Consider the following 13,379-nt stretch of genomic DNA (forward strand, 5'->3'; position numbering starts at 1 on the left):
TCGCAGGGGCTTAGTCCACAATCAATTTTTTGCTGCTTTTTTGGGTACCCGAATACACGGTGATCCAATACACTCCTTTGGACAAATGATGCAGTCCAATCTCGTTGGAATGTGTGCTGGAAGTGACCAATGCGCCCAACAGGTTGTATATTGCTATCGAATCGATCGGGCTTTCCGAATACACACGCAGCATTCCGTGCGCGGGATTTTGAAACGTGAACCCCGCCAATGCATTGGTTTTTTCTACACCCAGCATGCAATCGTTGCCCACCACATACGAAAAGTATTGGGTCACGGCCAAGCCGCCCGCGTAGGCAAATTTTACCGCATAGTTGATCGTCGAACCGAGGGTTTGTCCGGTGATGGTTTTGGTGAACCTATTCCCCGAAACGTGATCCATCGCGAATTCGGCAAAAGGATTCTGTCGCCACAGGATGCCCACGACGCCCACGTGATTGGTATCGAGCATCTCGAAGGTGATCTTGACATCGGTACCGATGGTTTCAAATTGATAGGTGTAGCCGGTATTGAACGTGCCCTGCTGTGCTTCGGTGTCGGTTCCGGAGCAGCTCAAATCGAAGGCTGTCGTAGTGTTGAGCACAATCGGATTATTGGCAAAGGCATTGCCCGCCAGATCGGTCGCCGTTACCGTAAAAGTATAGTCGGTATTGGGAACCAGATTCGGAATGGTCACGGTTTGTGGCGTACCAGCCGGATAGGTAAACGTCAGCGTCGTCGATCCATAGTTCACGGTGTAAACCACTGTTCCCGAGTTGTCGTTGGCATTGAGTTGTAATTGTACCGATGAACTGCCGACCGTTCCAAGCCCAGCCGTGAAATTGGTCGGTGCCTGCGTATCGGGAGCGGTATTTTGGTAAACCCGCACATAATCGACCTGCATCGAGGCTTGAGTGAAATTGCCCGGGATGTTGCCTGCAATCCCGCCCATCGCTACATTGAGCAACAGGTATTGCTCGGCGTCGAAAGGCCAGGTGCTCGCATTTTTGACCGTCGGGTTGTAGGTGTAATAGGCCACGCCGTCCAAAAGAAAGGTAATCTGGTTGGGCGACCAATTCATCGAATAGACATGGTAGCTGTTCTGCAAATCGGAGGCGATGGTACCGCCGTGGTTGATCGAATTGCCATGCGACGAAGGCGTATGCAAAGTGCTTTGTACATAATTGATGGGTTCGGACGGAAAAATCCCGTGTTCCATGATGTCGATCTCACCGCAGGCCGGCCAGCTTACGGTACCGTATTGGGCATCGAAATAGGCCCCGTCTTCGTTGACATTTTTGCCCAACATCCAGATGCCTGGCCAAGTACCTTGGTTGATCGGCAATTTCGCACGCACATCGACGCGCCCATACTTGAACGCAAATTTAGCATTGAGCCGCGCCGAAGTGAATTGTTTGGTCACGCCCTGGTCGGTGTAGTTTTCCCTTTTGGCCACGATGTGGAGCAGACCGTTGTCCACAAAAGAATTTCCCGTCAGGTTCGTGTAATGCTGCTGTTCGCCATTGGCCCAACTGTCCCCGCTGATCAATTGGGTCTGGTGGTGCCAGTTGGCCGCATTGACCGGTCCATTGGTGTCGAATTCGTCCGACCAGACCAGGTCGTTGTACACCACATCCACCTGCGCAAAACAAGGCAGGCTCAACAATAGCAGCAATAAGGAAAAACGGGTCATTTTTATCATGGGATTGTTTTTATGAGGTCACTGTAAAGCAAAAGTCCCTCGATAGAGGGACTTCCTAATTCAAAAATACAACTACGGCTTAGGTAAGCCCAAACTACTCTCGTCCTTGCTTCCTACCGGGTTTTCAACGAGTTCGAAGCTGCTTTTCTGGCGGATGTCTTCGGAAGACGAACCCACCATGAGTTCGAATTCGCCGGCTTCCGACCTGAGTTCGAGGTCGTTGTGGTAGAAAGATAATTTTTCATTGTCGACGGTAAAGCGGACGGTTTTGCTTTCACCGGCTTCTAATTTTATTTTTTGGAATCCTTTGAGTTCCTTGACCGGACGTACGATCGAAGCCACTTTGTCTTTCAAATACAATTGTACGACTTCCTCGCCCGCGATTTTTCCGGTGTTGGTTACCGTGACGGCCACCTCTAGGTTTTCGTTTTTGCGGACCGTGGTTTTCGACAGTTTGAGGTCGGAATACGCAAAGGTCGTGTAACTCAATCCGTAACCGAACTCAAATTTCGGGCTGTTCTTGATGTCGGTATAGGCCGAAACATAGATGTGATCGTTTTCGTCCTTGGCCGGTCTTCCGGTGTTCAAATGGTTGTAATAGATCGGGATTTGTCCTTCGTTGCGCGGGAACGTCATCGGCAGTTTACCCGATGGGTTGTAGTCGCCAAAAAGCACATCGGCAATCGCGTTGCCCGCTTCCGATCCGAGCCACCACGAGTAAACAATCGTCGGCATGTTGTCGGCGGTCCAGTTGAATACCAACGGACGTCCGGCATTGATGAGCACGACAATAGGCTTGCCCGTCTTTTGCAGTTCCTTGATCAGGTCTTCCTGTACGCCCGGTAGATTGATCGTGCTTCGGCTTTTGGCCTCGCCGCTCATGTCGTGTCTTTCGCCCACGCTCAGGATGACCACATCGGCCTGATTGGCCACATCGATGGCTTCCTTAAAACCGGCTTTGTTGGTGTCGGTGATGCCGCAGCCTTTGGCGTAAAGCAACTTGGTGTTTTTACCGACTTTTCTTTGCAATCCTTCCCATTGCGAAACGATGTAAGTGGAGTCGACATCCTTGAGGTCTACCGCCCAAAAACCGTGATTGGCGCGTTTGAGCTTGACCATAGGCCCAATGAAAGCGATGGTTTTGGCTTCTTTTGAAAGCGGCAAAACCTTGTTTTCGTTTTTGAGCAAAACAATACTTTTGGCCGCCATTTCACGCGCTGCCTTGGTGTTTTCAGGATTGGTGAGTTCTTTTTGTTGGCGTTTGGCATCGCTGTAACGGTAAGGATCGTCGAACAATCCCAATTCGAATTTCTTGCGCAGCACCCTTCTCACGGCGTCATCCACCAGCGATTCGGCTACCTTGCCTTCCTTGACGAGTTGCGCGAGGTTGAAACGGTAGGCGTTGCTCTCCATGTCCATGTCGCTTCCTGCGGTAATGGCCGCCTGTGCCGCCTCTTTCGAATCCTTGCTGTAACCGTGGGCAATCATTTCGCCGATCGAATTCCAGTCGGAAACGACAAAGCCCTTGAAATTCCATTTGCCTTTGAGGATGTCGCGCTGGATGTATTGGTTGCCCGTGGCCGGAATCCCATTGATGTCGTTGAAGGAGTTCATGAAAGTGGCCGCACCCGCATCGAGTGCCGCCTTGAATGGAGGCAGATAGGTTTCCCACAAAGCCCTTTCGCTCATATCGACCGAATTGTAGTCGCGTCCGCCGATGGCCGCACCATAAGCCGCAAAGTGTTTGGCACAGGCCATGATCGAGGTCACATCGCCCAATTGGCTGCCTTGAAACCCTTTGACACGTGCATAGGCGATTTTGGATCCCAGATAAGTGTCTTCGCCGGCGCCTTCCATGACACGTCCCCAACGCGGGTCGCGCGAGATGTCGACCATGGGCGCAAAGGTCCAATGGATGCCGCTCGAGGCCGCTTCACGTGCCGCGACACGTGCCGAAAGCTCGATGGCTGCCAAATCCCACGAAGCCGCTTCGGCCAGAGGGATCGGGAACGTGGTTTTGTAGCCATGGATGACATCCAGACCAAAGAGCAAAGGAATTTTGAGTCGTGACTGCATGGCCAAGTCCTGGTACTGCCGCGTGTACTGTGCGCCCAAGATATTGAGCATAGAGCCTATTTTTCCGGCTTTGATTTCCTGTTCCTTGTTCGGGTTGATGGTCAGCGGTCCGGTGACGGTATTGTCGCCCGAATATTGGTTGAGCTGGCCTACCTTTTCCTCGATGGTCATTTTCTGCAACAGCTCGTTTACGCGCTGGTCAATGCTTTTTTGCTGCGAAATCCCCGAAAAAGAAAGTAAAAGGAACGGTATCGATAGATAATAGTTTTTCATTTAGCGATTCGATTTATGACGAACCCAAACACAGGGGCATTGCATTCCGGAACTTATCAGTTTTTTAAATTATCAGCTTATTATTGGTATACCCTTACGTAGTCGATGGTCATTTTTTGCGGGAACGGCGTCTGCGCGGTTGGGAAACCGGCAAATGTACCGCCCACGGCGATGTTGAGCATCAAGTAAAAAGGATGGTCGTAGACCCATGGGCCTGGTACATCTTTCTTTTCGATGCGGTTGTACAGGAAACCGTCGCAGAAAAAGTCGAGTTGGCCTTCGCTCCATTCCACCGCAAAAACGTGGTAATCCTGGTCGAAACGGCTGTTCTTGAGCGCATAGGAACCCGAAATCGCGTTGCCTGCCGAATAACCCGGTCCATGGATGGTTCCGAGGATTACGTTGGGCGCTTGGCCCCGCATTTCCATGATGTCGATTTCGCCACAGTTGGGCCAACCTACATTCGGTTCGTTTACATTGGCACCCAGCATCCAGAACGCCGGCCAAACTCCCGGACCGTAAGGCGTTTTGAGACGGGCTTCGAATCTTCCGTAAGCCTTGGTGAATTTGTTTTGGGTCTTGACGCGGGCAGAGGTAAACGCGTTGCCGTTCTTGATGGCAGTGATGACAAGATTTCCTTTTCCGTCGAGGGAGACGTTCTGCGGATCGTTGGTGTAACTTTGGAGTTCCTGGTTACCCCAGCCGCCGTTGTTCCCGAGGTCGTAGCCCCATTTGGAATCATCGGGCAAGGAACCAGCCGAACCATTGAAATCGTCGCTCCAAACCAGTTGCCAATTGCGTTTTGGGACATCTTGTTTGTCGTCTTCGTTGCAACCCGACAGGGATAGGGAGAGCGCAGCCAAAAGGCCCAATGCCAAAGGCTTGCTGTAAATCGTTCTTTTTGAAAAATAGGTCATTTGATATTTTTTAAATTTTTAGACTTTTGGAATAGCCGCCCCGATGTAGGGTCACCGAGGCAGCGATGGGGTTTTGTATAATCGAAGCAGAATTTTAGTTTCGGAATAAAATATTGTCTACATAAATGTCCCCGTTTCCATCAAATTTCAATTGGATTATGTCGTTGAGGTTGACCGGTGCGAATGACGACAACGGAATATCGATGCTGTTCCATCCGCCTGTGGTCGGTACCGTAAGCGAAACCAGTCTTTCCACAGGTCCAGGGCTGATCAGGTACACGTTCAAAGCGTTCGAGTTGGCCGAATAGAAATCGAGGTGCAAGAAATTCCTGCCCGATACATTCGTACTGGCGCCGAGTTGCAATCCTTGGTAGTTCAAGTTGCCGTATCTGAGCGTATTGTTCCCGGCAATCGGGACTTGTGTAGTCACGGTCACTTGTCCCCAGTTCGGGTTCAAATCAGATCCAGGAATGTTGGTATAGGCATCGCTGAAAACCGAGGTTACATCGGCTGCCGGATAAGTAGGCGTTGGTGCTGCGGTTGTCGGTACCGGTGGGATCACGCTTCCGTCGTTGTGGAAATAGATGTTGTCTGCGTAGAAGTTGGTGATGTTACCTCCTTCAAAAATGATCTGTCCGAGGTGGGCACGGCTTGCCAATCCGGCAAAATTCGCCAACGGAATGTTCAAGGTAATCCAATCTTGCGACACCAGGACCGGTGCGGTAAAGGTGAGTGTAAAATTCGAGTCGTTTCCGCCGCCAAAGGCACCGTCTGCCCCAAAATCAACCAATTGGACCTTGAAATTCGCTCCCGCAGCCAGTGTGCCCGGAATGAACAAATTGACGTGCAAATGCGACATGCCAGAAGCGTCGATTGTTGGGTTGGCAAATTGGATACCGACGAAATTGAAGTTGGTGTAATTCAGTACGTTATCGGTTCCTACAGTAAAGTCGGCCGATTGCGTGGTTTGGTACGGCGCCCAATAACCATTGTAATAGTCTACTGGAACGTTCGGGTACTTTTCGGTGAATACAGAAATGACATCTGCCGGATCGGCCATAGGCTCAGGCGCATGCTCATAGGTTCCATTCGAATTGATGGTCAAGGAACCCAACGCTTCGACACCGCCTACGGTAGCGGTAATTTCGGCCGTTCCTGGGCCAACCGTGGTGACGATTCCCGTTTCACTGACCGTTGCCACTCCTGCATTGGAAGAAGCAAACGTAAAATAGGCTGGGGTCACGTTGACCTGTTGGTTGATGCCGTTGGGCATGTTAAACGTGGTCACCAATCCGTCGATGGTGTTGGTCACGCCTACGTAGGAAGTCTGTTCGACATCCTGTCCGTTCAAGATGAGCGGTTGTTGCGGTGTGATGGTACCGAGTCTTTCAAACCGGACTTCATCGATATAAAAGGTATAACCTTCTCCGTTTTCAGGGCCTTCAGAAATAAAGAACATGCCTTTTTCCTGCGTCAGTTTGGCGGCATCAGGAATCGGGATGATGTATTTTCTCCAGGCGGTGCCGATTGGCATGCCCGAAATCGATGCCTGGTATTTGTTGGCGCCAAAGTCATTCCCGAAACCGACCACATCGATCGTAGCGGCCTTGTCACTTTTGGCCCAGAAGGTGAGCGCATCATAACCCGTCAAATCGCGCCCTACGCTGGTGTAAAACGAACCACCGGCGTATGCACCTTTGGGGTCGTTGACACTCGGTACATCGAAACGCATCGAAGCCGCAGAGTTGTTATAGGTAACTTCGTAATCGACCTGGAAAGCATCGGGTACGGCGCCACCATAGGCCGAATAAATCAATCCGGGCGTGAAGGTATCGATGAATACTTCTGGATTTTTGGAAAAGGTCGCTTCCTTAAAATCCTCCTCATCGTTTTCACAGCCAATCACAGCAAATACAGCAATCCACAAGGACAGTTGATAAGCCAAATGCGTTTTAAAATTTGATTTCATATTTCAATTTTTTTAATTACCAATGTTAATGTGAATGTAAGTTCTGATTTCCCATTCGTCTCCTTTAGAGAAGCCGATGGCCGTTGGATCTGGTTCCCATGTTCCAGTCGGGCCCAAGATTTGGGTTGGGTTGTATCTTGGCGAATATTGGTCGAGTGAACGCCAGGTGCCACGGATACCGATTCTGGTTCCCGGCAGGACGAACCAATCCGGTTTGCCGATTTCGGTCGACAAATCTGCCATCAATTGGAGCGGGAAAGTCAGGTTGTAATCGCGGTGGTAATCGTATGGTCCCCAGTCGTTGATTTTTACGAAGGTGCTCAATTTGATTTGGTTGTAGATCATACGCAAGTCCACGCCATAACGGTGGATTGTTCTAGGGTCGCTGCCGTTGGCTTGGGCGTCGCCTGTGTAGGCGTTCATGATGAATCCGAGGTTTTTGTTCCATTTGGAGACCAAACGCGCGTTGACTTCATACAAATCCTTGGCAGGAGCCGCACCGTCAAAGGCGAAAGTGGTTCTTCCATCAGGCAAGATACCGATGGCCGCATCCTGTGTAGTCGGCAAGTGGCGGAATACCACCCCGGCGCTTACGGCAAATTTTGAATCTTCCGAACGGTCGCTGTCCCAGTCGTACATCCAGGTGCCCGGTGTCGGGTCGTAGGTCAGCAAGAGCTCGCCGGCCACTTGTTCGCGGTTGGCACGTACCACAAATGGATCGTCGAGGATGTTTCTCGGTCTGCCCGGAGCAGGAACGTTGTTGGCATCAATCGGGCCTTCAAGCGGTTTTTGCCACAGGAAGTTCGGCGCAATCTGCAATTTTCCAACGGTATAGGTCAAACCACTCAAGAAGTTGTATTGGTTGCCGCTGCCGCTGTCCTTGAGTCTCCATCCGGTAAAGGTTTGGGTCAAGTCGGCGCCACCGTTGGCGACCAAGCCCATTGCGGCTGCCTGGCCGTACCAGTTGAATTTGCCGCCGGTATAGGTGAATTTTACTTTTCCACCCCAGTTGTCTTTGTTTTCAATTTCGTATTGGTAAACCTGTTGGTTGTCTTCTGGACCTCTCACCACTTGGTATTCGCGGCCGTTCAAAGGCTGCCCTGCCCAGATACCGCCCACATTGACTCCGAATTTTCCGAAATTGCGGTTCACGGCCAAGGTCAAGCGTCTGGTTTTAGGCTGCGGAATCGCAAATGAACTTTCGGTCGAGCCTTTTTGTTCCAAATCTTCGTGGAATACACCCGTTACCCCAAATTTCCCGATATTTTTCGAGTACTTGAGCAAAATTGCCGGGTTGGCACCCCACCAAAGCTGTGGTCCGAAAGCGAGCTTGAAGCCGTTGAACCATTTCTTGCCTTCCATCTCGAAGCCGAGCGGCGCAATACCGTTGTAGGTGTCGATGGCTGGGCCGTAGTTCGCCTCTGGGTACAATCCGAAGAAATCGCCTTCGTAGCCCCAGTGGTAGTGGCCGGTTCTGTAGAATCCGTTGAGGTTGAATAAATTGTGGTTCCAGCTATAGCTTGCGCTGTACACCTGTACACGGTTGTTCGAATCCAGACGGATGTCCTGGTTGTTGTTTTCCACCGTTACCGGACGGCCGCGGTTTTCATAGAAAATCTGGTCGATCGGGTTCAAGGCTACGTTGCCCAAGATGTTGAATTCGACATTGGCCTTCATATTCGGCGCCGGATTGCCCTCTACGCCCACATAGAACGATTGCATGTGGTCGAAGCCCAATTGGTTCGGGTATTGGTTTACGTTCGGGTTGGGTTCGTCTGGCGTGTCGATCAATGATCCGCCGGTGTTGAAGGTCGTGAATTCAGCCCTGAGTTTGCTGAAACGGATCTTGCTGCCTTTTTGGGCATCCAGGGCCGCTTTGTCGCCACGGGCCCTTAAGGTTGCGTCCATGATCTGGATGCTGTTGAAGTAATTGTCTACGGTGAACACTGAAGTGCCTGCCGCGAAGGGGTTGAATTTGTGTGCTTCCTTGAGTACGTAATAAGCCGAACGCGGATACAATTCATAGAAACCTTTGGCGTTCGTGGCGCCTTTGGCACAGATTCCGAACCATTCTTCGTTCATGTTGTTCTGGCCTTGCTCGAAATCGCGCATGTAACCACCATTGGACCACGAAGCGTTTGAATCGTGAACGTCGAGCCCCGAAGTTTGTCCGTATTTCCACCAGCCGTCGCTGAACTGGAACGTAAAACCACCGAGCGCGTTTTGGGTTTTACCCACACCTGCGGCATTTTGGTAGATTTCTTTCCATTGGTTCAATACATAATATGCTTGCGAAGTTTGGTCTTCCTGGTTGGTGATGGCGTTGAAGGCATCGGCACCAAATTCGGCGAACAATACCGGTTTGCCATATTCTCTTTTGACACGCTCGAACAGGTCCCCGAAAGTTTGTCCGCGGTACACGTTGGTCGCGAAAATGTCAAAATCCTGGCATTCCTGGTTGATGATGTCGAGGTACATCAAATCTCCGTTACAGAACGCAATCGGATGCGAACCGTCGATGCTTTTCATCGATTTGGCCGCTTCGTTGAACAATTTGTACATCGCCACGGCGCGTTTGGTCGAAACCCTTTCCGGCATCGGGATGTTTTGTGTTTCGGCACCGTCCCAGAACAAACCGTAGTTGTTTTCGTTTCCTAACAAGAAAAGGAGCAAACCTTTGGTGTCTTTGTATTCGGTGGCCAATTGGTTGACTTCCTTGAGTAACAATTCGCGCACGGCAGGATCCGAATATTCGGTGTTGGGTCTCCATGCGCCGTTAATGTCCAGACCGTAACGGCCGAACGAATGGTTGAGCATGGTGTAAATGCCGTGGGTCACATAGATGTATTCGATCCACTTCTTGGGCATGCCTGCATACACCCTGATGGTGTTGACGCCCATGTTCTTGAGCAACGACATTTCTTCATCGAGGGCTTGCTTGATGAAATCGTCGGATTGGTTCCACAAACTATATGTATAGTTGGTCCCGATGGGATAGTAGTCCCAGTTCATCCCGTTTACGATAAAATCATTTCCGTTGACGACCAATTTAGAACCTTGGCTGCCATTCACCACGACAACTTTGCCGTCTTGTGAAAAAAGGGAAGGTGAAAAAATAAGAATGGTTAGTAATAAATAAAGTTTTCTCATTTTAAAGTTTATTTGGTTTGGTGTGAGTTAGTGATTGGGTCATTCCGATCGCTTGCATACAATTTGGCAATGTCTCGGGTGTTTTTTTTTGATTTTGATAAAATCTGCAATTAAATACTAATGATTTGCTAAAACTACATTTTTTATAATTCTACAAATCAATTGGTTTGTCTAAAGAAACTATACAAAACGACTTTTGATTCAAATTTTTGCAATAGCCTTTGTCCAGTACTGTTTCTACCACTTCCATAGCGGTAAATCAGCACCGTTTTACGGGCAAAATTTTCGATCTGTATAGTTAATGTATAGTTAAAACTACAGCCGTATGGGTCAACTATATCGATAGAATATACTCTACGACACTGGTTTCGTGCGGCAAATCCATTTTTTTACGCAAACGATATCTTTTTACTTCAACGCTACGCACCGAAATATTGAGCAATGGGGCGATTTCCTTCGAGGATAAGTTGAGCCTCAAATAGGCACAAAGCCTTAAATCGTTTGGCGTCAACGAAGGATGGAATTGTTTGATGTTTTTCAAGAAATCATTATCGGCGCTGTTGAACGCTTCTTTGAAAATCGTCCAAGAATTGTCCTCCGAAATGCTTTCGTTGATCGTATTGATGACCGATTTGATGCTCTTGTCGTCGTGTTCGGTACTGGTCCGTTTCAAGTCGTCCTTGATCAGTGCGAGCAATTCGTTTTTCTTCATCAAGCTCATCGTCGATACGGCGAGTTCGCGGTTTTTGCTGTCCACGTCGCTCGAGAGTTGCTCGTTCTTGAGTTTCATGAGGCGCTGTTCGTTTTCGAGTTCCTTGATTTCGAGCAACAGGTTGTTTTCCTCGATGAGCTTTTGTTCCTTCTTGCGGTAAAATTCCTTGTAGGCTTTGTGGATGTAAAGCGCCAACAACACACCCAAAATCAGGTAAATGATCAAAGCCAGGGTGGTCGCATACCAAGGTTTGAGAATCGTAAAACTGTAGGAAGCCATGTTCTTGGGATTCGAATTGGCAATCTTGGCCCTTACCTTGAACACATAATCCCCGGGCGGCAGGTTCTTGAAATTGGCCGATGTCTTGGCCGACCAGTCGCTCCATTCTTTCTGCAAGCCTTCGAGGATGTATTGGTACTCGGTGTAGATGTATTTGTTGTATTCCGGAACGGTATAATTCAAGATGATGCTGTTTTCATCGTAGGCAAATTCGCCATTGCTCTTGACCGGTCGGCTGATGAGCTTTTCGTCCAATTTGTTGATCGAAACATTCGTAATCGAAACGCTGTTGCTCTTGAACCGCAGGTCATTGAGGTTGATCGTGTAATAGCCATCGGTGGTGCCGATCAGGAAAATCGAGTTCGAGAGCCGCGTCACGTTTTCGTAGCCCAACATCGAGCCGGTCAGCGACATCGGGATCGGAATCGTGTTCTTCTTGAGTTGGTTGCCGATTTTGCTCACGGTAAAATAATGGATGTAATTCTTCGAGAACAACCACAACTTGTTGGAGCTGTCGGCAATCAATTTCCCCGAGGTGTATTCGTCCTTTTCGAAAACGGCGCTCAGGGTTTGGTCCTTGCGGAAGGTTTTTTGGGCGGGATCCAATACGTAAATCCCTTCCTTGCTGGCGTAATAGATGTTCTTGTCGAACTTGATCAGACTGGCATTTTTTCCTTTCTTGGGCGTCTTGAGCATGGTGAGCCCGGAACAGCTCGTGAAATTTTCATCGAGATGGAAGCGGAATACGCCTTTGTATTCGTGGCTGATGTAGACATCCCGCGCACTGGAAACCTCAAAATGCTTGGACGAATAATCGAACTTTGAAATCTTGTTCCTGAACTTCCACAGGTTGCCCACTTTCTGCAACACCGAAATGCCATAATAATTGCCTTGGAGCAACAGGTCATTTTTGCCCGGAATTTTGACAAATCCCCAGGTTCCCGATGCCCCAAAGATAGGGATGGCGTTGATACCCGAAACGATAAAAGTCCCCGAGTCGTGTCCACAAAATACGGTGCCCTGGTATTCAAACAGCGACCAGACCTGTCCCTTGGTGCCCGCGATGAATTTAAAGGATTCGTTGGAGTTGTAGGTTTTGTAGAACAATCCCTGATTGGTTCCGATGTACAATTTTCCGTTGTTGAGCAATGAAGCGTAGACTGTTCCCAAAGACCCTGTATTGTCCGAAAAGCTCCTGATCGGCGATTGCAGGTTGATGCAGTTGATGCCGTTGTCGAGCCCAATCCACAGGTTTTGGTCGACATCTTCAAAGACCGACAAAACGGTATTGTTGCTGAGCCCTTTGTCCTGGGTGATGTGGTAGCGCAATTTCCCATTGGCCGAAAGGATAAACACCCCGTTGGATACCGTACCGATGGCAAATCCCTTGTCGGACAATTGCTGGCAACTGTACACGCTGCTGTTGATGATCTGCTCGTCGACATCCGAAAAGAAAGGCGCGAAGTTTCCGTTGATCAAGGTAAAGAAACCGTTGTGCTGGGTCTGGAGCAGCAAACCGTCATCGGCCGAAAAGATCGAGACGATCTTGTGCTGAACCGCAATCGGGTGGTTCGAGACCAGCTTGGGTTTGCCGTTTTCAATCTCATACAAACCTTCGTTGGCCACCTGGTAATAAATCGAATTGTTGGCCTGGAACGATTTGAGCACGCCATTTTTTGGCGCAATGACCGAAAACTGTCCCGTCTTGGTATCGTAGATGTGGATCTGGTTCAGCGATTGGAAGATCATCCATTGTTCGTAGGAGAAAATATTCCAGATTTGCTCGTCGTCCAGCACCTTGCTTTTGATTTTGCTGCTCAGTGAATGGTATTTGAGGTGGTTGTTGACATCGCGCGTCCAATAGCCGAACTCCATGTAACATCCTGTGTACACGCGGTCGCCGACTACTTTTACCGATCGGATGATCGTTTCATTGGGCGAAGGATAAAGTGTCCAGGCCGAACCGTTGAACTCGAGCAAACCTTCGTTGTTGGCAAAATAGAGGAACCGTTGCGAATCCTGCGAAATCATCCAGTTTTGGTTCCCGGCATTGTAGTTGGCAGGAGCATATTTTACGATGGGGGCCAATTCCTGCCCGGACAGCAAAACAGGGAGGAGCAATAACCAAATAAACGCGAATTTGATTTTCATTTTTACAAATGAGTTTCTGTTGCAGTTGTTGAAATAATGCGAGTAGGTGTGGAGCATGCCAAAAGTTTTTGGCGCAATATAATTAAAGAGGTTGACTTATTATACTAATTGCCTTGTCAGTAGGTCTCTTTTTTTGGAAAAAAGCCCCCGAAG

General features: G+C 49.3%; 6 protein-coding genes. All 6 read right to left on the reverse strand.

Annotated elements, in window-relative coordinates:
* Positions 1 to 10: 10 nt before the first annotated feature.
* Positions 11 to 1,699 carry a family 16 glycosylhydrolase gene (locus tag QM717_RS09325; protein WP_415037117.1) on the reverse strand — a complete coding sequence of 563 codons (1,689 nt, stop codon included), beginning with the start codon at positions 1,697 to 1,699 and terminating at the stop codon, positions 11 to 13.
* 72 nt (positions 1,700 to 1,771) lie between these two features.
* Positions 1,772 to 4,048 carry a beta-glucosidase BglX gene (gene bglX / locus QM717_RS09330; RefSeq protein ID WP_415037119.1) on the reverse strand — a complete coding sequence of 759 codons (2,277 nt, stop codon included), beginning with the start codon at positions 4,046 to 4,048 and terminating at the stop codon, positions 1,772 to 1,774.
* A gap of 80 nt (positions 4,049 to 4,128) precedes the next feature.
* Positions 4,129 to 4,965 carry a family 16 glycosylhydrolase gene (locus QM717_RS09335; RefSeq protein ID WP_415037121.1) on the reverse strand — a complete coding sequence of 279 codons (837 nt, stop codon included), beginning with the start codon at positions 4,963 to 4,965 and terminating at the stop codon, positions 4,129 to 4,131.
* Positions 4,966 to 5,059: 94 nt separating this feature from the next.
* Positions 5,060 to 6,934 carry an Ig-like domain-containing protein gene (locus QM717_RS09340; RefSeq protein ID WP_415037123.1) on the reverse strand — a complete coding sequence of 625 codons (1,875 nt, stop codon included), beginning with the start codon at positions 6,932 to 6,934 and terminating at the stop codon, positions 5,060 to 5,062.
* A 12-nt stretch (positions 6,935 to 6,946) separates the two neighbouring features.
* On the reverse strand, positions 6,947 to 10,084 hold the full coding sequence (locus QM717_RS09345) for a glycosidase (protein ID WP_415037125.1): 3,138 nt from the start codon (positions 10,082 to 10,084) through the stop codon (positions 6,947 to 6,949).
* A gap of 334 nt (positions 10,085 to 10,418) precedes the next feature.
* A complete protein-coding gene (locus QM717_RS09350; RefSeq protein ID WP_415037127.1) occupies positions 10,419 to 13,283 on the reverse strand; it encodes a triple tyrosine motif-containing protein in 2,865 nt (954 codons plus the stop codon).
* Positions 13,284 to 13,379: the final 96 nt, after the last annotated feature.

Origin of the sequence: Flavobacterium sp., assembly GCF_047602195.1 — a bacterium.
Classification (GTDB): domain Bacteria; phylum Bacteroidota; class Bacteroidia; order Flavobacteriales; family Flavobacteriaceae; genus Flavobacterium.